This is a genomic window from Bacillus sp. CD3-5 (genome assembly GCF_006349665.1).
Classification (GTDB): Bacteria; Bacillota; Bacilli; order Bacillales; family Bacillaceae_G; genus Bacillus_A; species Bacillus_A paranthracis.
In genome coordinates, this window is the sequence record NZ_VEPX01000010.1 from 57949 (window position 1) to 79146 (window position 21198).

The following is a 21198-nucleotide window of genomic DNA, read 5'->3' on the forward strand; positions in this document are numbered from 1 at the left end:
ATATTTTACCTATAAGGTGGTGCTTTTTTAATTCCCTTGCTCATGTACAAGAGTAAACGTATCTTTTAACTCACTATCGTTTATTTTAATATTTGCTTTTTTCAATTCATCTTGCAATAGTTTTTTGCCGAATATAGGGTCAGAGATACGTTCTTCTTCTAAGTTTTTGCGAATAGAGTCTTTCACTTCATCATAGGGTTTTAATTCTTTTTTATCAGTTAATTTAATAATATGATAACCGTTTGGTGATGTAACGGGATTGCTAATTTGTCCGACCTTTAGTTTATAGGCAGCAGTTTCAAATTCAGGTGCCATTCTACCTGAATTGAAATATCCGAGGTCTCCGCCTTTTTCTTTTGATAGTAGGTCTTGCGATTCTTGTTTTGCTAGTTCTTCAAATGAAGCACCAGCATCTAATTTTTTCTTTATTTCTTTCGCTTCATTTTCGTCACTTACTAAAATGTGGCTCGCTTTAATTTCTGGTTTGTAGTGGTCTTTCACGTCTTTTTCTGTAATACTTTTCTTAATCGCTTCATTCATAGCAAGTTTGAACTTAATTTGATTTTTGAAATCAGCTTCATCTTTTAAACCATTGTTTTTCAATACGTTTTTAAATTGGTCTCCGTATTGATTTTTGGCTTTTTGTAATTCTTTATCTACATCATCGTCAGATACTTTATATTTTTTCGTGATAACGTCTTGCGCCATCATTTCGTACAGCATGTCTTTTCCGTAACGATCTTTCAACTGTTTTTCGAAGTCGCTCTTCGTAATGGTTGAGTCTGTTGCTGTAGCGACTGTATCTGAGTCGTTTTTTTGTCCACAAGCAGATAGCATTAATATACTTAGTAGTGCAGTAATAATGAAAATGTGTTTTCCTCTCATGCTAACACCTCATCCGAATATGTTATCGCTATTGTAGAATATAGAAGTGAACATGAAGTGAATTTTTAATGTTTTTTCCCTGTAAACTGTAAAAAAAGTACACCAACAATATTGTTGGTGTACGATGGAATCAAAGGTGATCGGTCTTTTTAGAATAGGCACGCTTACCTTGCTCTATATTCTTTTGTTCTTGCTCATTTTTTTGCGCGCGTTTTGCATTATTATCGCGTGCTTTTTTGTCGTTATCACTCGTATGTGGCATATGTATCAACTCCATTTCTAAACGTTGTACGTTTATCATTTCCTTTTTCGTAAAGACTATGTATAGCAGTGTATTCATGAATAATGAAGGTGGATTGGAAATGGATTTGAAGTTGAATTATACCGAACTTATAAAGAAGTTAATCGTTGTAATCGTCGCAGGTTTGTTAAATGCGATTGGAATGAATTTATTTTTAACGCCAGCGAAAGTGTATGCAAGTGGCTTTGCTGGATTGTCTCAATTGCTATCACAAATATTAGGTGATTTTTTATCTATTCACATATCAACTGGGGTATTATTTAGCTTGTTTAACATTCCAGTCGTTATTTTAGCATGGAAAAAGGTTGGAAAGGCCTTTACTTTCTTTAGTTTTCTTTGCGTTATCTTTATGACTATGTTTTTAGAAATTATCCCAGTTAGAGCAGTTTCAAACGACATCATATTAAATGCAATTTTTGGTGGGCTTATTTCAGCAATCGGGGTAGGGATTGCGTTGAAGTGGGGGGCTTCTACAGGTGGTTTAGATATAATCGCCATGATTTTATCAAAGATTAAAGACAAGCCTGTCGGTACGTATTTTTTCTTCTTTAATGCACTGATTATTATCGCCGCTGGTTATGTGTATGGATGGGAAAAAGCATTATATACTTTGGTGACTTTGTATGTTTCAACGCGAATCATCGATGCGATTCATACGCGTCATGTGAAGATTACGGCGTTAATCGTTACGAAGAATGGGGCGGATGTACGAAAGGCGATTCACTCACGCTTAGTGAGGGGGATTACAACTATACCAGCAACTGGTGCTTATACGAATGAAAATAAGGAAATGTTAATGATTGTTATTACTCGTTACGAACTGTATGAATTGGAGAGGGTTATTAAACAAGTGGACCCAGGTGCATTTACAAACGTACTGCAAACAGTTGGGGTGTTCGGATTGTTTCGAAAAGATTAAAGAGGACCAAAGCTGGTCCTCTTTTTTAATGTGCATTCGTAATGTTTTGCAACTGCTCTTGCATTTCACGTAGCTGAACTTTTTCAGCTGTTGAAGAGTTTGCGTAAGCAGAGTGCAAAGCGTTTTTTGCTCTATATACGAGATCTTGTTGCTCGGCGCCGCTTGAACAAGATACGGCATTTGCAACAGCATCTCTAGCTTGTTGGAATAGTAAATTCCCCATTTAGACCCCTCCAAAAGAAGAGTTACTTCTCGCTTTTTCTGCCTCAGCTAATGTACCTCTGTACGGGAATCTTGCATCATGCTTCATAACAGCATCGGCTCCTTGTTGGATAAAACGTTTTGATTTGTTCTTTTTACCCATTCGAAAAACCCCCTTTATTTAGCTGAAAACAATCGACGCGCTAACTTATGCGTCTAATGATAGTATGAGCGTTTGGCGAGAAACTATAAGCAGGGAATTTTTAGATTACAATCCAAGAACCTCTTCTAAATATAGAGCAATACCATCTTCTTCGTTCGTTAACGTCGTATGGTTTGCGAGTGATTTTAATTCAGGGATGGCATTTCCCATTGCGATGCCGTGACCAGCAAATTCAATCATTTCAAAGTCGTTATCCTCGTCACCGAAAGCGATAATTCGTTCTTGTGGAATGTTATAATGACTAGAAATTTTTTGTAATCCGACAGCTTTATTTAATCCGCTTTTTACGATTTCAATAATCGGCCAAGGTGCACCCCATTTTCTATGGTCGATTACTTCGGCATGCATATCAGTTAAATGTTGACGAATTGCAGTAGAATGCTCGTCATGTGCGTCAATTAATAAGCAAGTTGGATGATCGTTTAAAATATTTAATAAGTCTCCTGTAAAAATGTTTGGAGAACCGAATTCGAAAATATGTTTTTTATCTTCATCAATTTCACGAACATACACATCGTCCATTACTTCAGCGTATATATTTTTTACGCCAAAATCAAAGCAAGCTCGGACAATTTCTTGCGCTGTTGCTAGCTCAAGAGGAGAGTGATGTGTGCCCCACTTTGAATCAAGAGGATGATGTACGTATGCGCCATTAAAGTTTACGATTGGTGTATTTAAACCGAGTTCTTTATAGTAATCATAACTAGCGCGGAATGGACGTCCTGTTGAAATAACAACGATATGTCCTTGTTCCTTTGCTTTTGCAATTGTATGTTTCGTTCGAGTGGAAATTATTTTGTTGTCTGTTAATAAAGTGCCGTCTAAGTCTAGTGCGATTAAATGCTGTTTGTTCATAATTTCACCTCTTATAATAATTTATTTTTGTTTCGATCTGTATTTCCGTTTTAATATGCAGAAATAAGAGGTTAAGCTGGATGAGACCACCAAAGATGGAAACTTCACTATATATCCATCTTACGTCGCAAAGTGTTGCGGTGTCTACTATTTCTCGCTGGAAATTAAGAAAAGTCAACATCTTTTTAGAAAGTTCAAACAATGTTTCTTTCATTATGGACAAATTGTGAAAAGGGTTACATTGTTCGTAGGATGAGGCTTATAATGAACATGTAATCTTCTCGTATATGTTTGACTCTCCTTTGAAACTGGCCTATAGTAGGTTGGTTTCTTTTTTTTCTACAAATAGGGAAGAAATCCCTGCTTTAAGCTTGTGTCATTCATGTATATGTACAAGAATGAAATGTAGTACTTGTTTCCTAAACATGACAGACAAGCTTTCTTTTAAAATGGATATACTAATGAGGCAAAGACGTCATGGAAGGAGAATGGAAATGGGACAAAATCGTAGGTTTCGTTCTGGACAAAAAGCGCCGAATGATGGCATTTACGTAGAAATTGGTGAAACGGGAAGTATGGTGAAAGATCCGCAAATGGTAAAACTAACTGCTGGTGAAAAGTTTCCAGATAACACAAATCATAACCGTCAGTGGACGTATAAAAGAAAACCGTAACAGAAGCCGCAATCGTTATTGCGGCTTTTTTGTCGTCATAAATTATAATTTCATTTACCGTACTTTTTTAAGTAGCATAATGAATTTTCCCTTTTTCTTTTTCAAATAATAAGTTTGAAAATACATAATCAAAATTATTGTATAAAAAAGTCAGTTGGCGTATAATCAAATCAAAGGTCAAAGAAAGTCAAACATTTGGAGGACTGTAAAGATGGACTTAAATCAAATGACAACAAAAACACAAGAGGCGATTATGAGTGCTCAATCTTTAGCGGTATCTCATCATCATCAAGAAGTAGATACTGTTCATCTCTTGTTTACATTATTAGAAGAGCAAGATGGGTTAGCAGTACGTATTTTTCAAAAAATGAACGTCGATATAGAAGCATTAAAAGAAGGCGCCGAAAATTTAATTAAGAAAAAGCCTTCCGTAACGGGGAGCGGTGCAGAAGCAGGTAAATTATATATAACAGGTGCTTTGCAACAACTGCTTGTAAGAGCAGGAAAAGAAGCAGAGAAATTGCAAGATGATTACATTTCAGTTGAACATGTATTACTTGCTTTTACTGAAGAAAAAGGCGATATAAACCAATTATTTACAAGATTTCATATTACGAAAGATAACTTATTACAGTCTTTAATGACAGTTCGGGGGAATCAAAGAGTGACTAGTCAAAATCCAGAAGCAACTTATGAAGCGTTAGAAAAATATGGTCGTGATTTAGTGGCGGAAGTAAGAGCGGGGAAAATTGACCCTGTTATCGGCCGCGATAGTGAAATTCGCCGCGTAATCCGCATTCTTTCACGTAAAACGAAAAACAACCCAGTTTTAATTGGTGAACCAGGTGTTGGTAAAACAGCAATTGTTGAAGGGTTAGCACAGCGTATTGTGAAAAAGGATGTACCTGAAGGATTAAAAGATAGAACAATCTTTGCATTAGATATGAGTGCGCTTGTAGCTGGAGCGAAATTCCGCGGTGAATTTGAAGAGCGTCTCCAAGCTGTATTAAATGAAATTAAAAAGAGTGAAGGTCGTATTTTACTATTCATTGATGAACTTCACACAATCGTCGGCGCTGGTAAAACAGAAGGCGCAATGGATGCAGGAAATATGTTAAAACCGATGCTTGCGCGTGGTGAACTGCATTGTATCGGGGCGACGACGTTAGATGAATATCGTAAATATATTGAGAAAGATCCAGCGCTAGAAAGACGTTTCCAACAAGTATTAGCAGAAGAACCAACTGTTGAAGATACAATTTCCATTTTACGTGGCTTAAAAGAGCGTTTTGAAATTTATCACGGTGTAAATATTCATGACCGTGCGATTGTAGCAGCATCAGTTTTATCAGATCGATATATTTCGGACCGTTTCTTACCGGATAAAGCAATTGATCTTGTCGATGAAGCTTGTGCAACAATTCGTACAGAAATCGATTCTATGCCGACAGAATTAGATGAAGTAACGCGCCGCATTATGCAGCTGGAGATTGAAGAAGCGGCTCTTGGAAAAGAAAAGGACTTTGGTAGCCAAGAACGTCTAAAAACGTTGCAACGTGAATTATCGGATTTAAAAGAAGTTGCAAGTGGTATGAGAGCGAAATGGGAGAAAGAAAAAGAAGATATTCACAAAGTGCGTGACTTACGTGAACATTTAGAGCGTCTGCGCCGTGAATTAGAAGAAGCAGAAGGGAATTACGATCTAAATAAAGCAGCGGAACTTCGCCACGGAAAAATTCCTGCAATTGAAAAAGAGTTAAAAGAAGCAGAAGAAATGGGCGCACATAATAAACAAGAAAATCGTTTATTACGTGAGGAAGTAAGTGAAGAAGAAATTGCTGATATTGTTTCGCGCTGGACTGGTATTCCTGTTGCAAAACTCGTTGAAGGTGAACGCGAGAAATTACTACGTTTAGAGCAAATTTTATCAGAGCGTGTCATCGGACAAGAGGAAGCAGTAAGCTTAGTATCAGACGCAGTTCTTCGTGCGCGCGCAGGTATTAAAGACCCGAACCGTCCGATTGGTTCCTTCATTTTCTTAGGACCTACTGGTGTTGGTAAAACAGAACTTGCAAAAACGTTAGCGCAGTCATTATTCGATAGTGAAGAACAAATGATTCGTATTGATATGTCTGAGTATATGGAGAAACACGCTGTGTCACGCTTAATTGGTGCGCCTCCTGGATATGTTGGATATGAAGAGGGCGGTCAATTAACAGAAGCGGTAAGACGTAAACCGTATTCCGTTATTTTATTAGACGAAATCGAAAAAGCACATCCAGAAGTATTCAATATTTTATTACAAATGTTAGATGACGGTCGCATTACAGATTCGCAAGGACGTACAGTAGACTTTAAAAACACGGTTATTATTATGACTTCAAATATTGGATCTGCTCATTTATTAGATGGATTAGGAGAAGATGGCTCCATTAAAGAAGAATCAAGAGAACTTGTAATGGGACAATTAAGAGGTCATTTCCGACCAGAGTTTTTAAACCGTGTCGACGAAATTATTTTATTCAAACCTCTTACAATGAATGAAATTAAAGGTATTGTTGATAAAATTGTAAAAGAATTACAAGGCCGTTTAGCTGACCGTCATATTACGGTAGAATTAACAGACGCAGCGAAAGAGTTTGTTGTCGAAGCTGGCTTCGATCCAATGTACGGAGCTCGTCCGTTAAAACGATATGTACAGCGTCAAGTTGAGACGAAATTAGCGAGAGAATTAATTGCAGGAACGATTACTGACAATAGTCACGTAGTTGTTGATGTAGAAAATAACGAATTAGTCGTTCATGTGAAGTAAAACAAAAAAGAGTTCGGATAAAATCCGGACTCTTTTTTTAGTGTTGTTCTACTGGCTCGTTTGGAATTGCAGCTGAAATTGCTAGTACTAATACCGCAAGAACAACTGAGAAAATAGACGCTTGGTTAAAATCGTATGTACCGCCAGTCATAGAGCCGATTACGTAGCTCATCATATGTACAAGCAAGAACGACCAAATTAATGCCCAAATGAAACGCATATTTTACACCTCTATTCGTTCAATCTGTCCTTATTGTAACACAATTGAAAAAAGAATATAGAAAAATATTTGTAGATTTTTCAACGCAAATTTGCATTCCGTTCATACATTATAAAAGAGTACTTTTATACGTTTAGAAAATAAGGCGGGGGAAAAATGAGTATTACGGAACGTTTTTTTTACTTAGAAAAAGAACCATGTGTCATTTATTTACCGGAGAAGCCAAATGGATTTTCTGTCATGCTTCTAGGTGATTACAACTACTTTATTGAGAATGGTACAAGTTTATGGACACAGCATGCGGGTAGATCTTATTTTTTACATGGCCTTATTGAGGAAGGCTATACGGTCTTTTCTTCTAATTTATACGGAAGACATTGGGGAAACGATCAATCTGTTCGTCTAGCAAAACGCCTATATGACGTTGTTCTGAGAAAAGAGACATTGAATGCGAAAATGCACATTATGGCAGATGGTATGGGGGCACTTGTTGCGCTTGAAATGATGAACAAATACCCTGAATGTATACGTTCTGTCATTATGTTAAATCCGTGTTTAGATTTACCAGAATATGTGGAGTTTGAGAAAGAGCATAAATTTTTTTACAAGAGACTCTTGAAGGAATTAAGTTTAGCGTATGATGCTAAAGAAGAAGAATTAGAAGCGAAAATAAATAAGAAATCATTTACGCTTCTTCCGTCTTGTGTACCTGTTAAAATTTTTGTATCAACACAAGAAAAAAGAGGAAGAAAACAGCTGCTACGTAAATACGAGAAAATGAGGCAATTGAACCAATGCGATACTTCTGTCTTATTCCATCTGCAAGATGTGAAATATAAAATGGTTAGGCAAACGACTGATTTCTTTAAAAAATATGAAGAAGAATTGTGAAGCTCCCATATACATAAATGAGGAGCTATTTGTTTCAAGGAGAAAGGGTTGGTGGTATGGAACGCGTGCTAATTATAGGTGCACTTACGTTTGTAGGTTATCACCTTGTGAATAAAATGATTGCAGAAGAAGTAGAAGTATATGGTCTTGATTTTGATGAATTCGATAATATGACAAAAATTAATGAAGAGAAGTTATTGTTAATTGGGCGAAATGCGTTATTTACGTATTATTCGATAAGAGATGAAGACGGATGGAGATCCGTAGAGGAAGAGAAATTTGATGCCGTTTACTTTTGTCTGTATGAGCCTAACCAACAAAGTGGCTTTCGAAATGAAAGAGTTATATTACAGTATTTAAAGCGAATGATAAGACTGTGTGAAGAACATAAAGTGAAGTTAAATCTAATTTCTTCTATTGAAGCAGGAAACGTAGATGAGTCCGAAAATAAACGTCTATTTGCGAAAGTGGAAGAAGGATTGAAAAAAGGAGAGGTACAATATAGTGTATTTCGAGTTCCTACATTATATGGGCCATGGCAACCATCTTTTATGATGTATCATCAGCTCATTTTATCAGAACTGGGTGAGAAAGAGTGCCATTATACGAGTGAGGAAAACGCCAGTGATCTACTGTACGTTGAAGATGTATGTGAATACTTATGGGAAAATGGAATGAACGAGGAGCATCTCGGTATATATAATTTACTTAGTGGTAAAAAATCATTATGGAAAAAAGGTATGAACCTTTTACGTGCAGAGGATAAAGTGAAGAAAGAGAATGTGGAAGAAAGAGATGGAACTGTAGAGGTTATTTCGATAAAAAGAAATACTCCGTTAGAATACGGTTTAAATAAACAATTGGCACATATGAAAAAATATAAAGAGTTATACGAAGGATAGCGAGCGTGTTACACTATGTATGTGAAAGTTTTAATGGAGAGGAAGAACATAATATGAATGAGAAAAGCATGCAATTTTTACAAATCGCAATGAAGCATTTACCAGAAGCAAAGGCCATTTTAGATGATAATGGAATTGCGCTTGATATGGAGAAAGCTCAACCAGTATTAGAGTTATTGATGAAAGTTATGAACGAAGCATATGAGCTTGGGAAAGCAGATAAATAATATTTAGGTGAAAGAGGTTCAAGCCACGCATAGAGGTGGCTTGGATTTTTTTGTTCTAGGCTCCAGAAATGGTAGAGGGATAAGAAATTGCAAGGATATTTAAACGGAAAAGATCTCTAATTTCTTGATGATTTTAATGCAACATTGCTGTATTTATTATAAAATATTATTTGGAAGGAACAGGATATTCATTTTATTAAAGTCTTGAAAGTTAAAGGTGGTAAATATGGAAATTACAGACACTAATCATCCTATTAATGCATTAATTAATTTAACGTCAGAACAATTAGAACATTCTATAGATCAGAATGAGTTGCAAATTTCTTTGTTTGTTGTAAAAAAACAAACAAATGCAGAAAATTATTATCACTCAAAACGACTACCTTTAGCTAAGGAATTAAGAGTGTGGCTAGCAAAGCATATTATTTCTCAATTAAAGTCTTTTAGAGGGCCAGATAATCAATTTATTATCAGTCAATATAATTTTGAAATTCAAAAAAATGCGACTTTAGCAAAACTCAATGTTCGGGATACGGACGCTTTAATGACGAGATTTAATACTTTACATGAATCTTTGGAGCTAAATGAATTGTTAGAATGGCAAAAATCTAATTTTCAGTATATCAAGATATCATTTGGCGATAATGCATTTTATTTTAATTTTTATCGTGCACCTAAAAAATCCAGTCAAAAGAGAAAATATGCCATTTTTAATTCTAATGAGTGGCATATTAAAGAACAGCCGGATATAGAAGTAGGAGGAGCAATCAGTTTCTTCGCCATAGGACATGAGGTTTATATTAATAACCTGAGAAACTTTGAATACACATTTGGGTATAGTGATCATATCAATGCTAAAAGGGATCAGAACATTGATGCTATTACTTCATTAGATTTGTTTCAAGGCGAAGATTCTAATAAGGAAGAGTTTGTCGTGAAGTGTAAAAAATATATTTATTCACGCTCTTTGGCACAGATATCTGAAAGTACACTTGAAGCATTAGAGGAGAATTTTGAAGCACGTTGTGAAGACTTGAAGCAGATAAAACAAAGGTATGATGGATTAATGGAAGAAACAGAAAAACAAGAGATGAGAGAACGGTTTAAAGAAATATGGTCGTTATATGATTTTATTAATTTGAATAACAATACGATAATTTTTAATGAAGAACAAGAACCGACAACGTTAATCCACTTTTTTGCTGATAAGATTGTACGTTCATTCTTAACTGATGAATTTAAAGTTGCCCTTGCTTATGAATAGGTGTGTGATAATAAATTAGGAGGGTGTTACTTATGTGGTCAAAAAAAGAACAATTTCTCCTATGGGTATTGGCCTACTTACCATTAATGGGAATATTTTTGTTGAAGTTCACCTTAGAAAATAAACTTATTCCTCGTTCTATACAAGGGGTGTGGGGAAAACTCCCACAAACTTCAGAGAAAGTTACAGAATTAATTTATGCAATAATCATAGTGGTATTTGGTTTGTTTTTAGGGGTATTAATAACCAGAATAGCTTTGAAAAAAGCAAAAGAATCAACTAGTAGTATTAGTGAAGTATATATAAAAAAATATGCTAAGCCAAAGGCAGAACATTATTCCTTCTTTTTAATAACGATGTTACTTCCTCTTTTTTCTTTGGATGTGAAATCGGTTACTAATTTATTGGGAGGTTTGTTAATACTGGGGATTATTATTCTTATCTATGTAAAAACGGATTCGATTAGTACAAATCCATTATTTTTTGTTATAGGTAGGAATGTTTTTCAAGCTGAAATTACTAGTACCTCTGGAAGTGGGATTCGAAAAAATGTTTTTCTAATATCTGAAGATGGATATTTAGATTTGAGTGAGGAATTTAGAATACAGCATTTAGTTGGTGATGTTTATTACATTATTTCTAGTAGATAAAGTATGTTTTTGGAAAAATGTAAAACGCGATTTTAAAATAAATATGAATTTTTATGGAATAAATTTAGTGTAGAAGGACTTTCGATATTATGGAAGTCCTTATTTGTTTTATCTCCTACTATAGGGAGAGAATATTAGTTGTGTACATAAATATATTCTAGACAAAAATACATTTATGTTTTAAAATTAGTACCAAGTCATAATAATTGATATAAAACGGAGGGCTGCGATGTGAACGTGGGCATTTTAGGGATCGGAAGATATGTGCCGGAAAAAGTAGTCACAAATCACGATTTAGAGAAAGTAATGGATACATCCGATGAATGGATTCGTACGAGAACAGGTATTGCGGAAAGACGCATTGCCGATGATACAATAGATACTTCATATATGGCCGTAGAGGCTTCTAAAAAAGCGCTTGAAGATGCAGGGGTTAGCGGAGAGGATATCGATCTTATTTTAGTAGCGACAGTAACACCAGATCGTGCTTTCCCAGCAGTAGCTTGTGTTATTCAAGAAGCAATTGGCGCAAAACATGCAGCTGCAATGGATTTAAGTGCAGCATGTGCTGGTTTTATGTACGGAATGATTACAGCGCAGCAATTTATTCAAACGGGAACTTATAAAAACATATTAGTAGTTGGTAGTGATAAACTATCTAAAATTGTAGATTGGAACGATCGAAATACAGCAGTACTATTTGGAGACGGAGCCGGTGCGATCGTAATGGGAGCTGTTTCAGAAGGTAAAGGCGTTCTATCTTTCGAATTAGGAGCGGACGGAAGTGGCGGTAAGCATCTTTATCAAGATGAGTATGTTATGATGAATGGCAGAGAAGTCTTTAAATTTGCTGTTCGTCAACTTGGGGATTCTTGTCTTCGCGTTCTAGATAAAGCTGGTCTTACGAAAGAAGATGTGGATTTCTTAGTACCGCATCAAGCGAATATTCGTATTATGGAATCTGCAAGAGAGAGATTAAATCTACCACAAGAAAAAATGAGTATGACAATTGAGAAGTTCGGTAATACATCAGCTTCTTCCATTCCGATTGCAATGGTAGAGGAATTGCAAAACGGACGTATTCAAGATGGTGATTTAATTATACTTGTTGGTTTTGGCGGTGGATTAACATGGGGAGCAGTCGCTCTTCGTTGGGGTAAATAAGGACTGAGAGAAAAAAAGGAGTGTATTTTGTATGGAAAAAAAGAGGGTCGTAATTACAGGACTAGGAGCTGTTACACCGGTCGGTACAGATGTTGAAACAGCGTGGGAAAACATTAAAAAGGGTGTATCTGGAATCGGACGACTTACAAGGATTGATCCGGAACTATTTCCAGCAAAAGTAGCAGCAGAAATTAACGACTTTGAAGTCGAGAAATATATTGATAAAAAAGAAGCGCGCCGTATGGATCGCTTTACACAATATGCAGTAGCAGCAGCGAAAATGGCAGTTGCAGATGCAAAGCTTGAGATTACAGAAGAAAACGGACCTCGAATTGGTGTATGGATTGGTTCTGGTATTGGCGGTATGGAAACATACGAAGAACAATTTAAAATTTTTACTGAGAAAGGCCCGCGCCGCGTGAGCCCATTCTTCGTACCGATGATGATTCCAGATATGGCAGCAGGCCAAGTATCAATCGCAACAGGAGCAAAAGGAATTAATACTTGTTCTGTAACGGCTTGTGCATCTGGTGCAAACTCAATTGGTGATGCATTTAAGGCGATTCAGCGCGGTGATGCGGATGCAATGATTACGGGCGGAGCAGAGGCGCCGTTAACAAGTATGGCATTCGCAGGATTTAGCTCAGCGAAAGCATTAACATTCAATGAAGACCCAGCAACAGCTTGCCGTCCATTTGATAAAAACCGTAGCGGTTTCGTAATGGGTGAAGGTTCAGGTATTTTAATTCTTGAAGAATTAGAGCACGCATTAGCTCGTGGTGCTCATATTTATGCGGAAATCGCTGGTTACGGTGCAACTGGTGATGCATTCCATATTACAATGCCTGCTCCTGGCGGTGAAGGCGGCGTGCGCGCAATGCGTCAAGCTTTAGCGGATGCAGGTCTACAGCCAAAAGATATTGATTACATTAATGCGCATGGTACAAGTACGGATGCGAATGAAAAGTATGAAACGATGGCAATTAAAGAAACGTTCGGTGAGCACGCGTATAAAGTAGCGATCAGCTCAACGAAATCAATGACAGGTCACTTATTAGGAGCAGCAGGTGCTGTTGAAGCGATCTTCTCTATTAAATCAATTACAGATGGAGTAATTCCTCCAACAATTAACTATGAAACACCAGATCCAGAATGTGACTTAGATTACGTACCAAATAACGCGAGACATCAAGAAGTAAACGCAGTGTTAAGTAATTCATTAGGATTCGGTGGTCATAACGCAGTATTAGTATTTAAATCGTATAAATAATAGATAAAATAAGGAGTTTTTTTGCAACATATTGCGAAAAAACTCCTTATTTATTTTTACGCCTTTTTCTCCTTTTGCATATACATAAGAAAAAGGAGGGATAAAGATGGGGATTGTTGAAACTGCTGAATGGTTACATCTATATTATGGACGGCCAGAAAAGCTGTGTGAGAAGTTTACGAAATATATCCCGCTGCCAAAAGAAAGGTTGTATCGCTTTTTAATTTCTAAAGGTATGTATCGCCCTGTTATGCGAGGAGAACGAGAAATTAAAGAGTTAGAGAAAAAGGAAGTTTGGAAAGAGTTACGTGCGGAGTATGAGAAACTGAAAAATTGGTTAAAAGGTCCGGATGTCCCTGTCTTTATTTTATTATCAGACTCCTATAATCGAACGGTACAAGAAGAGTATAACGGCAGGGCTGGATTATCTATGCGCCACGTTATTTTCTTATTCGTATGTGGACGGAATTCGGTGGAAGAATTAAAAGTGCTGTTGGCGCATGAATATCATCACATATGCAGGTTACATCAAATTGAGACGAAAGAAACAGAATATACATTACTTGATACGATGATTATGGAAGGATTAGCTGAGCAAGCGGTAACGGAAAGATATTCAGAAAAAAACAATGCACCGTGGACGACGTATCTTTCAAAGGAAGAGGCTATATATTATTGGAAAAATGTTGTACATGAAAGAATAAGTATAAAGCGAGGAACAAGGGAGCACGACATCTTATTAAATGGATTTCACTCTTATCCGAAGTTGCTTGGCTATGCGCTTGGATTTCATATTGTCAAAGATTGTGTAACTTTTGGGGGAGAAGATACACTTTCTTTATTGCCTATAGATGCGAAAGAAATATTAAATAAAGCCAATACATTTCATATATAAAAAAACAGGAGCTCTCTTTCCTGTTTTTTTAGTATTAATAGAAGAAAAAATAATAATTAGAATATATTTCCTTAGGTGGAATAAAGTTAAGAAAAATTGAACATAATGATGGATACAAACAGTAGTGAAGTGAGGGGTAGTGAATGTTATATCTACATGATGTATGGGTAAATTGGTTTGAAGGTGAAGAAAATGGGTATAACGTTTGTCATTTTTACGAATGGCGGAAAGATGATACGATTGAGCTATTAGATCAAGTGCCATTATTAAAAGTAGATTCCACATTATATCATTACATCGAGAACGAATTGTTAGAGCTTCCTCAAAAATTGTTGGAAGACGTACATCATAAGGCTTATATTCGTAAAAATCATGAACGTTTGCAGCAAGAGTATTGCTTTGTAGTTACAGATGGAAAAGGAATTATTGCGATCGATACAATTGGTTACAATGTACCGATTCGAAAAAGTAGACTTATACCGCGCCAAGAGCAGATGGTATATGAGATGGTAGAAAACGTACAAGCAGAAAAGTATGAGTTCCAAGTAGAAGAAATGGAAAAAGAACATCATATTTTATCACCATCGCCTTTCGTTATGAATGGCTTAACTCGTAAAGAAAGACAGCTTAAACAATTATTATTTATGGCGTTAGATCAATTACATACAACGAAAAACACAGCAGAAATTCGCTATTGGTTCACAGAGTGGGATCCATCAGCATACGGAATGGTTCAACATATGGAATTTGAAGATATTTGGGCTAAGCTGTATGATGAAGCGAAAGCAGGTTGGTCTGAGAAGCACGAACAATTATGCGAGCGTCTCGTAAAAGGACAGCCATTTTTTGAAAAGTTATGGGAAATGGAAAACGAGCAAAAGGTAAATTAAAAAACCGCCGATTGGCGGTTTTTTAATTTGTTGTAGTCTAGCTCCAGTGGCAAGCTCTTCGTGTCTAAGAACCTTCCCCACGAGAAGGTAAAAAGCACCTTCTGTGGGAAAGAACCTTAGCCGTCGGGGCTAAGCAGTCGCCTCCGCTTTATAAGTTACCTACGTTTTCTGCTTAGTCCCATTGCGTTTTCTACTTTGCGTAGTTGTTTGAATGCAACGCGGTTTGCTTTTTCGGCACCTTTGTCTAGAATTTCGTCTAGTTCTGGTGAGTTGATTAGTTCGTTATATTTGTCTTGGATTGGGCGGATTGCTTCTACGACTACTTGCGCTAAGTCGCCTTTAAAGTCGCCGTATCCTTTTCCTTCGTACATTGCTTCAATTTCTTCAACTGTTTTTCCAGAGAATGAAGAGTAGATTGTTAATAAGTTAGAGATGCCAGGTTTGTTTTCTTTATCAAATTTCACGATACCGTCAGAGTCAGTTACAGCACTCTTAATTTTCTTTTCAATTGTTTTTGGTTCGTCAAGCATGCTGATCATTGATTTTGGATTCGGATCAGATTTACTCATTTTTTTCGTAGGCTCTGTTAGTGACATAACGCGAGCCCCTACTTTTGGAATGCGAATTTCAGGAATTGTGAATACTTCACGGAAGCGTTTGTTGAAACGCTCTGCTAGGTCGCGTGTTAATTCCATATGTTGTTTTTGATCATCACCAACAGGTACAATTTCAGTGTTGTAAAGTAAAATATCAGCAGCCATTAATGGTGGATAAGTTAGTAATCCGGCTGGAACTGAATCTCTACCTGATGCTTTATCTTTATATTGCGTCATACGCTCTAATTCTCCAACGTAAGCAACGGATTGCATAATCCATCCTAGTTGAGCGTGTGCCGGTACTTCTGACTGTACAAATAAAGTAGCTTTTTCAGGATCGATACCGCATGCTACATAAAGTGCAGCAAGACTGCGGATGTTTTTACGAAGTTGTACCGGATCTTGAGGTACTGTAATCGCATGTTGGTTTACAATACAGAAATAACAGTCGTGTTCATTTTGAAGCTCTGTAAATTGCTTCATAGCTCCTAAATAGTTTCCAAGTGTAATCGTTCCACTCGGCTGAATACCAGAAAAGATAACTGACATAAGTAATTCCTCCTAAATTTGAATGCGTGATGGGGAAGAGAAGGCAAACAAAAAAGCCCATTCATCCCAAAAAACTATAGGGACGAATGGACCGCGGTACCACCCTAATTATTTCACTACTGTGAAATCTCTCTAATCCATAATAACGTTTGGATATAACGCCAAAGCCTACTACTTTCGGTTCGGTTTGGTGCTCAAAAGCCCATTCCATACTGTACAATTACTTGTTCACACCAGCCACAAGCTCTCTGAAATTGCCTCAATATGTACTCTTCTTTATCATCGCATACATATAAATTTATTTATTGTTACCTGAGCTCTTTAAATATGAAAGAACTAAAGTTTTATAACAAAATGTTTTGCTGATTATTATATCATATGGGATAGTGTTTGCAAACTACATCAAAATAGTAAAGCTAATGAAGGTCGAGAACAACCCAAGAACGATACCGGTAATGCAAATTGGATACGTCCATTTGAATGAATATGTTTTATAAATACGTTCTTTCTTATCGATAGGTTCCTCTACTTCTTCAATTAAAGAGTCGATTTTTTTATTCGTACCAAATACTCTTTGGAAGGCGTAAATTGTTACATTAAAAAATCCATTTTGAAATATGAATAAAAAACCGCCTATAAGAATAAAAAATAGTGCGATATAGAACGAGATGTTGACAAAATTCAACAAAAACTGCGATGAAACAAGGAATGCACCAATACTAGAAGCAATTATCGCTATGAAAATTAGTATACAAGTATGAAAAAAAACTTTATTCAAAATGTTCCCCTCCGTCAAAATATTACTAGAATTATTATACTATAAAAGCTATAATATGTACTAGAATTAATTTTTTGAAAATTATACGCAATTAAAGGTCTGATTGCAAGATGATGGTAGCAATGTTAACGTATCCCTTTACAAAAAAATAAAAATATAAACATTTTATTAAAAATTTTAACAAAAAAACAAAAAACTATATTCACAATTGTTATATTATATGTATAATGAAAATTGTAGAAACTTGGAGATTATTCTTTCAATTCTACTTTTTTACAAGTGAGGGTACAGGAAGTGCAATTAGGGGAGGCAACACAACATGAAGAAAAAGATACCGTTATTACTTGCATCGACGTTGACTGTCAGTATGTTAGGAGCTTGTAGTTACCAAAAAGAGGATAATAAAGCAGGCGCAAAAGAAAAATCCTCAAACAAGCAAGTGCTAAATCTAACTGAAACAGCTGAAATTCCAACTATGGATACGACGTTATCAACAGATGCAACATCTTCTAACATCATGAATAACACAATGGAAGGGTTATATCGTCTGGGGAAAGATGATAAACTTGTTCCAGGTGTCGCTAAATCTTATGAGAAATCAGAGGATGGCAAAAAGTATGTGTTTAAGTTACGTGAAGATGCGAAATGGTCTAATGGTGAACCGGTAACAGCGAAAGACTTCGTTTATTCTTGGCGAAGAGCTGTAGATTCAAACACGGGTGCCAAGTTTGCTTACATACTATTTGATGTTAAAAATGCGGAGAAAGTTAACAAAAAAGAATTACCAGTTGAAGAACTTGGTGTAAAGGCAATTGATGATCATACACTTGAAGTGGAATTAGATAACCCTGTTCCTTATTTTGTAAGTTTAACAGTCTATCCAACATTGTATCCTTTGAATGAGAAGTTTGTAACAGAACAAGGAGCAAAATTTGGATTAGAATCCAATACGACACTTTATAATGGTCCATTCGTATTAAATGAATGGAAGCATGAACAAAGTTTCCAACTTAAGAAGAATCCAACGTATTGGGAAAATAAAGAAGTAAAACTTGAGGAAATAAACTTCAATATTGTTAAGGATCGTTCAACTGCTATAAATTTATATGAAACGAAAGCAATTGATCGTGTAGTCTTAACATCAGAGTTTGTAGATAAATACAAATCAGATGCTGACTTTAAAACGATTAAGAGACCATCTACACAATTTATTCGCTTAAATGAAAAGAATAAATTTTTAGCAAATAAAAATATCCGAAAAGCAATTGCAATGTCCTTTGAACGTGAAAACATCGGAAAAGTGATCTTAAACGATGGTTCAGAGGGTATATACGGTTTTGTTCCGAAAGGCTTAGCAAAAGGTCCGAATGGAAAAGACTTCCGTGAAGAAAACGGAAAGCTTATAAAAGAGGATATGAAAGAAGCACAAAAATACTGGGAAGCTGGTAAAAAAGAACTTGGTGTAGACAAAGTAGAGTTAGAGCTATTAAACTTTGATACTGACGATGCTAAAAAAATTGGAGAGTATTTAAAAGGCCAATTTGAAAAGAACTTACCAGGTTTAACAGTTCCAACGAAAATGCAGCCATTTGCACAAAAATTAAAACTTGAAGCAAGTGGAGATTATGCAATGTCATATGCGGGATGGAGTCCAGATTATATGGATCCAATGTCATTCCTTGAAATGTATACGACAGGTAATGCGCAAAACAAAGTACATTACGCAAACCCAGCGTATGATGATTTAATTAAAAAAGCAAAAACAGAAGTTGATGTACAAGCTCGTTGGGATGCATTATTACAAGCAGAAAAACAACTGCTTGAAGATGCAGCGATTGCTCCAGTATATCAACCAGGAAAAGCTTATTTACAACGTGGCTCAATTACTGGCCTATTAGAACATAAATATGGCGGGGAATTTAGCTATAAGTGGGTTGAACTAAAAAATTAAAAATGGTTTCCATCATGAATAAGGGTATATGCCTATGATGGGCATATGCTCTTATTTTAAAAAAATAAAAGTAAGAATATTTAAAACTATCTTATTGCTTTTGAGAAAAACGGGGAGGTGCTTGACTATGGGACGTTATGTATTAAAACGTTTCGTGTACATGGCTTTGACATTATTTTTAATTACTACACTGACTTTCTTTTTAATGAAATTACTTCCGGGTTCTCCGCTTAAAAACCAGGAGAAGTTATCACCGGCACAAAAAGAAATCATTCTTGAAAAATATGGTTTAAATGATCCAGTACCAGTTCAATATGCACGTTACTTAGGTAACTTAGCAAAAGGTGATTTAGGGGTATCATTCCAATATGATAACCGTCCAGTAACAGACATGATTGTGGATCGCATTGGACCATCAGCACAACTTGGTTTACAAGCGATTATATTAGGTACATTTATCGGTTTAATTTTAGGAATCGTTGCGGCACTTCGTAACAATACGTGGGTCGATTATGGGGCGACAATTATTTCCGTACTCGGGATGTCGGTACCATCGTTCGTATTCGCCGCATTACTACAATATTTCGTAGGGGTAAAACTTGGATGGTTCCCAGTAGCATTCTGGAAAGGACCAGAGTTTACAGTAATGCCTACAATTGCTTTATCGATGGCAGTTATCGCAACAATCGCACGTTTCGCTCGTGCAGAGTTAATTGAAGTTATGCAAGCTGACTACATTTTAACAGCGAAAGCGAAAGGAATTAGCCAAGGCGTTATCATTATTAAACACGCACTTCGTAACGCATTAATTCCAGTTGTAACAATTTTAGGACCAATGGTTGCAGGTTTAATTACAGGAACATTAGTTATTGAGCAAATTTATGCTGTACCTGGACTAGGGGAACAGTTCGTAAAATCTATTACAGTGAATGACTATACAGTTATTATGGGAACTACAATCTTCTATAGTGCGATTTTCATCTTAGTTATTTTCATTGTTGATATTTTATACGGAATTATTGATCCTCGAATTCGTTTAGCGGGAGGGAAAAAATGATGAAAGATGTACAAAAATTATCTCCAGATTTATTTCAACAAGCCAATCAAAATAATGTGGATAATGAAGTCATTGCCCGTCCAAGCTTAACGTTTTGGCAAGATGTAAGAAGACGTTTGTTCCAACATAAAGGAGCAATGTTCGGTTTAGTTTTATTAACTCTTATTATATTACTAGCAATTTTTGGGCCGATGGTAAGTAAACACTCGTATAAAGAGCAAGATTTAGGACGTGCGAAATTACCACCGAAAATTCCAGTTATTGAAAATGTTCATTGGCTACCATTTGACGGTACAGATCAATATGGTGTTGATCAATATGAAAAACGTGATATTAAAGAGTATTTCTGGTTTGGTACAGATGATCTTGGACGCGATTTATGGACAAGAACATGGGAAGGTACGCGAGTATCATTATATATCGCTCTTTTAGCAGCAGCAATTGACTTAGTAATTGGGGTTGCATATGGAGGTATTTCAGCGTTCTATGGCGGTAGAGTAGATAACATTATGCAACGTATTATGGAGATTATTAACGGTATTCCATACTTAATCATCGTTATTTTAATGGTAATCATTATGGGATCTGGTATATGGTCAATTACACTCGCAATGGCAATTACAGGTTGGATAGGGATGTCGCGTATCGTTCGTGGACAAATCCTAAAATTAAAAAATCAAGAATACGTATTAGCATCTCGTACATTAGGTGCAACAAATACACAATTAATTGTAAAACACTTAATCCCGAACGTAATGGGACCAATTATTGTAATGACAATGTTTACAATCCCAACAGCGGTGTTTGGTGAGGCGTTCTTAAGCTTCATCGGTTTAGGTATTCAGCCACCATTCGCATCACTTGGTTCTCTTGTAAATGACGGTTATAAATCAATTCAAACGTATCCGCATATGATGTTCATTCCTGCGGTTGTTATCAGTATATTAATTTTAGCGTTTAACTTAATGGCAGACGGATTACGCGACGCGTTAGATCCAAAAATGCGTAAGTAAAAGAGGGGAGA

Annotated in this window: 23 protein-coding genes and 1 other annotated feature; of the genes, 15 read left to right on the plus strand and 8 right to left on the minus strand. The window is 36.2% G+C overall.

The genetic code is table 11. The features are described from left to right. Positions 1-27 precede the first annotated feature (27 nt). Positions 28-885: a peptidylprolyl isomerase PrsA gene (gene prsA, locus FH036_RS18590; protein ID WP_001214229.1), complete on the minus strand. Its 858-nt coding sequence runs from the start codon at positions 883-885 to the stop codon at positions 28-30. Positions 886-1015: 130 nt separating this feature from the next. Then, positions 1016-1147, minus strand: coding sequence for a DUF3941 domain-containing protein (locus tag FH036_RS18595; RefSeq protein WP_001120845.1), 132 nt, complete (start codon positions 1145-1147; stop codon positions 1016-1018). 100 nt (positions 1148-1247) lie between these two features. Between FH036_RS18595 and FH036_RS18600 the strand changes: the two genes are divergently transcribed. Next, positions 1248-2105 carry a YitT family protein gene (locus FH036_RS18600; RefSeq protein WP_000364453.1) on the plus strand — a complete coding sequence of 286 codons (858 nt, stop codon included), beginning with the start codon at positions 1248-1250 and terminating at the stop codon, positions 2103-2105. Positions 2106-2130: 25 nt separating this feature from the next. On the opposite strand, the gene FH036_RS18605 is transcribed toward FH036_RS18600, so the two are convergent. From FH036_RS18605 to FH036_RS18615, 3 genes are all read right to left on the minus strand, one after another. Then, positions 2131-2328, minus strand: a complete 198-nt coding sequence (locus tag FH036_RS18605) for a DUF3813 domain-containing protein (protein ID WP_000527392.1) — start codon at positions 2326-2328, stop codon at positions 2131-2133. Then, positions 2329-2469: a hypothetical protein gene (locus FH036_RS18610; RefSeq protein ID WP_000516816.1), complete on the minus strand. Its 141-nt coding sequence runs from the start codon at positions 2467-2469 to the stop codon at positions 2329-2331. A 105-nt stretch (positions 2470-2574) separates the two neighbouring features. Then, the gene (locus FH036_RS18615) at positions 2575-3384 is read right to left on the minus strand and encodes a Cof-type HAD-IIB family hydrolase (RefSeq protein WP_001041237.1); all 810 of its coding nucleotides are present in this window, start codon (positions 3382-3384) and stop codon (positions 2575-2577) included. A gap of 494 nt (positions 3385-3878) precedes the next feature. Here FH036_RS18615 and FH036_RS18620 point away from each other — a divergent pair, with 494 nt between their 5' ends. Both FH036_RS18620 and clpB read left to right on the plus strand, forming a co-directional pair. Continuing rightward, positions 3879-4058, plus strand: a complete 180-nt coding sequence (locus FH036_RS18620; RefSeq protein WP_000531421.1) for a YjzC family protein — start codon at positions 3879-3881, stop codon at positions 4056-4058. A gap of 211 nt (positions 4059-4269) precedes the next feature. Further along, entirely contained in the window at positions 4270-6870 is a 2601-nt protein-coding gene (clpB, locus tag FH036_RS18625) for an ATP-dependent chaperone ClpB (RefSeq protein ID WP_139896075.1), read from the plus strand. A gap of 37 nt (positions 6871-6907) precedes the next feature. Here the strand turns inward: clpB and FH036_RS18630 are convergent, their stop codons facing one another. Further along, a complete protein-coding gene (locus FH036_RS18630) occupies positions 6908-7090 on the minus strand; it encodes a YjzD family protein (RefSeq protein ID WP_001211116.1) in 183 nt (60 codons plus the stop codon). 156 nt (positions 7091-7246) lie between these two features. On the opposite strand from FH036_RS18630, the gene FH036_RS18635 reads away from it, so the two are divergent. The 9 genes from FH036_RS18635 (at position 7247) to FH036_RS18675 (ending at position 15243) form a co-directional block, all read left to right on the plus strand. Further along, positions 7247-7981: a lipase family protein gene (locus tag FH036_RS18635; protein ID WP_000028698.1), complete on the plus strand. Its 735-nt coding sequence runs from the start codon at positions 7247-7249 to the stop codon at positions 7979-7981. 29 nt (positions 7982-8010) lie between these two features. Further along, on the plus strand, positions 8011-8883 hold the full coding sequence (locus tag FH036_RS18640) for an NAD-dependent epimerase/dehydratase family protein (protein WP_139896076.1): 873 nt from the start codon (positions 8011-8013) through the stop codon (positions 8881-8883). A 53-nt stretch (positions 8884-8936) separates the two neighbouring features. Then, complete coding sequence (locus FH036_RS18645; RefSeq protein ID WP_139896077.1) at positions 8937-9110, plus strand: ComZ family protein; 174 nt, start codon at positions 8937-8939, stop codon at positions 9108-9110. A 226-nt stretch (positions 9111-9336) separates the two neighbouring features. Next, the gene (locus FH036_RS18650; protein WP_139896078.1) at positions 9337-10374 is read left to right on the plus strand and encodes a Kiwa anti-phage protein KwaB-like domain-containing protein; all 1038 of its coding nucleotides are present in this window, start codon (positions 9337-9339) and stop codon (positions 10372-10374) included. A 32-nt stretch (positions 10375-10406) separates the two neighbouring features. Further along, a complete protein-coding gene (locus FH036_RS18655) occupies positions 10407-11024 on the plus strand; it encodes a hypothetical protein (RefSeq protein ID WP_139896079.1) in 618 nt (205 codons plus the stop codon). Positions 11025-11255: 231 nt separating this feature from the next. Beyond that, the gene (gene fabH / locus FH036_RS18660; RefSeq protein WP_001100552.1) at positions 11256-12188 is read left to right on the plus strand and encodes a beta-ketoacyl-ACP synthase III; all 933 of its coding nucleotides are present in this window, start codon (positions 11256-11258) and stop codon (positions 12186-12188) included. Positions 12189-12219: 31 nt separating this feature from the next. Continuing rightward, positions 12220-13458: a beta-ketoacyl-ACP synthase II gene (gene fabF / locus FH036_RS18665; protein ID WP_139896080.1), complete on the plus strand. Its 1239-nt coding sequence runs from the start codon at positions 12220-12222 to the stop codon at positions 13456-13458. 106 nt (positions 13459-13564) lie between these two features. Then, on the plus strand, positions 13565-14353 hold the full coding sequence (locus FH036_RS18670) for a DUF2268 domain-containing putative Zn-dependent protease (RefSeq protein ID WP_139896081.1): 789 nt from the start codon (positions 13565-13567) through the stop codon (positions 14351-14353). Positions 14354-14496: 143 nt separating this feature from the next. Next, a complete protein-coding gene (locus FH036_RS18675) occupies positions 14497-15243 on the plus strand; it encodes a YjbA family protein (RefSeq protein ID WP_000966133.1) in 747 nt (248 codons plus the stop codon). 155 nt (positions 15244-15398) lie between these two features. Here the strand turns inward: FH036_RS18675 and trpS are convergent, their stop codons facing one another. After that, entirely contained in the window at positions 15399-16388 is a 990-nt protein-coding gene (gene trpS / locus FH036_RS18680) for a tryptophan--tRNA ligase (protein WP_139896082.1), read from the minus strand. A 75-nt stretch (positions 16389-16463) separates the two neighbouring features. Beyond that, positions 16464-16680: a binding site (T-box leader), on the minus strand. A gap of 105 nt (positions 16681-16785) precedes the next feature. Next, positions 16786-17166, minus strand: a complete 381-nt coding sequence (locus FH036_RS18685) for a DUF3899 domain-containing protein (RefSeq protein WP_001044990.1) — start codon at positions 17164-17166, stop codon at positions 16786-16788. A gap of 319 nt (positions 17167-17485) precedes the next feature. Between FH036_RS18685 and FH036_RS18695 the strand changes: the two genes are divergently transcribed. The 3 genes from FH036_RS18695 (at position 17486) to opp3C (ending at position 21187) form a co-directional block, all read left to right on the plus strand. After that, complete coding sequence (locus tag FH036_RS18695) at positions 17486-19117, plus strand: peptide ABC transporter substrate-binding protein (protein WP_042515569.1); 1632 nt, start codon at positions 17486-17488, stop codon at positions 19115-19117. Between the two features lie 127 nt (positions 19118-19244). Next, positions 19245-20174 carry an oligopeptide ABC transporter permease gene (opp3b, locus tag FH036_RS18700; RefSeq protein WP_000534165.1) on the plus strand — a complete coding sequence of 310 codons (930 nt, stop codon included), beginning with the start codon at positions 19245-19247 and terminating at the stop codon, positions 20172-20174. Continuing rightward, on the plus strand, positions 20171-21187 hold the full coding sequence (gene opp3C, locus FH036_RS18705) for an oligopeptide ABC transporter permease (RefSeq protein WP_000974101.1): 1017 nt from the start codon (positions 20171-20173) through the stop codon (positions 21185-21187). Before opp3b ends, opp3C begins: the two co-directional genes overlap by 4 nt. The last annotated feature ends 11 nt before the right edge of the window (positions 21188-21198 follow it).

What these genes read in the sequence shown, in the direction of transcription:
- FH036_RS18615 (WP_001041237.1), bottom strand. Translation starts at nt 3,384, where the DNA reads ATGAACAAACAGCATTTAATCGCACTAGACTTAGACGGCACTTTATTA.
- trpS (WP_139896082.1), bottom strand. Translation starts at nt 16,388, where the DNA reads ATGTCAGTTATCTTTTCTGGTATTCAGCCGAGTGGAACGATTACACTT.
- FH036_RS18605 (WP_000527392.1), bottom strand. Translation starts at nt 2,328, where the DNA reads ATGGGGAATTTACTATTCCAACAAGCTAGAGATGCTGTTGCAAATGCC.
- FH036_RS18645 (WP_139896077.1), top strand. Translation starts at nt 8,937, where the DNA reads ATGAATGAGAAAAGCATGCAATTTTTACAAATCGCAATGAAGCATTTA.
- opp3b (WP_000534165.1), top strand. Translation starts at nt 19,245, where the DNA reads ATGGGACGTTATGTATTAAAACGTTTCGTGTACATGGCTTTGACATTA.
- fabF (WP_139896080.1), top strand. Translation starts at nt 12,220, where the DNA reads ATGGAAAAAAAGAGGGTCGTAATTACAGGACTAGGAGCTGTTACACCG.
- clpB (WP_139896075.1), top strand. Translation starts at nt 4,270, where the DNA reads ATGGACTTAAATCAAATGACAACAAAAACACAAGAGGCGATTATGAGT.
- FH036_RS18630 (WP_001211116.1), bottom strand. Translation starts at nt 7,090, where the DNA reads ATGCGTTTCATTTGGGCATTAATTTGGTCGTTCTTGCTTGTACATATG.
- FH036_RS18695 (WP_042515569.1), top strand. Translation starts at nt 17,486, where the DNA reads ATGAAGAAAAAGATACCGTTATTACTTGCATCGACGTTGACTGTCAGT.
- FH036_RS18620 (WP_000531421.1), top strand. Translation starts at nt 3,879, where the DNA reads ATGGGACAAAATCGTAGGTTTCGTTCTGGACAAAAAGCGCCGAATGAT.
- FH036_RS18635 (WP_000028698.1), top strand. Translation starts at nt 7,247, where the DNA reads ATGAGTATTACGGAACGTTTTTTTTACTTAGAAAAAGAACCATGTGTC.
- opp3C (WP_000974101.1), top strand. Translation starts at nt 20,171, where the DNA reads ATGATGAAAGATGTACAAAAATTATCTCCAGATTTATTTCAACAAGCC.
- FH036_RS18670 (WP_139896081.1), top strand. Translation starts at nt 13,565, where the DNA reads ATGGGGATTGTTGAAACTGCTGAATGGTTACATCTATATTATGGACGG.
- FH036_RS18655 (WP_139896079.1), top strand. Translation starts at nt 10,407, where the DNA reads ATGTGGTCAAAAAAAGAACAATTTCTCCTATGGGTATTGGCCTACTTA.
- FH036_RS18610 (WP_000516816.1), bottom strand. Translation starts at nt 2,469, where the DNA reads ATGGGTAAAAAGAACAAATCAAAACGTTTTATCCAACAAGGAGCCGAT.
- FH036_RS18600 (WP_000364453.1), top strand. Translation starts at nt 1,248, where the DNA reads ATGGATTTGAAGTTGAATTATACCGAACTTATAAAGAAGTTAATCGTT.
- FH036_RS18650 (WP_139896078.1), top strand. Translation starts at nt 9,337, where the DNA reads ATGGAAATTACAGACACTAATCATCCTATTAATGCATTAATTAATTTA.
- FH036_RS18675 (WP_000966133.1), top strand. Translation starts at nt 14,497, where the DNA reads ATGTTATATCTACATGATGTATGGGTAAATTGGTTTGAAGGTGAAGAA.
- FH036_RS18595 (WP_001120845.1), bottom strand. Translation starts at nt 1,147, where the DNA reads ATGCCACATACGAGTGATAACGACAAAAAAGCACGCGATAATAATGCA.
- prsA (WP_001214229.1), bottom strand. Translation starts at nt 885, where the DNA reads ATGAGAGGAAAACACATTTTCATTATTACTGCACTACTAAGTATATTA.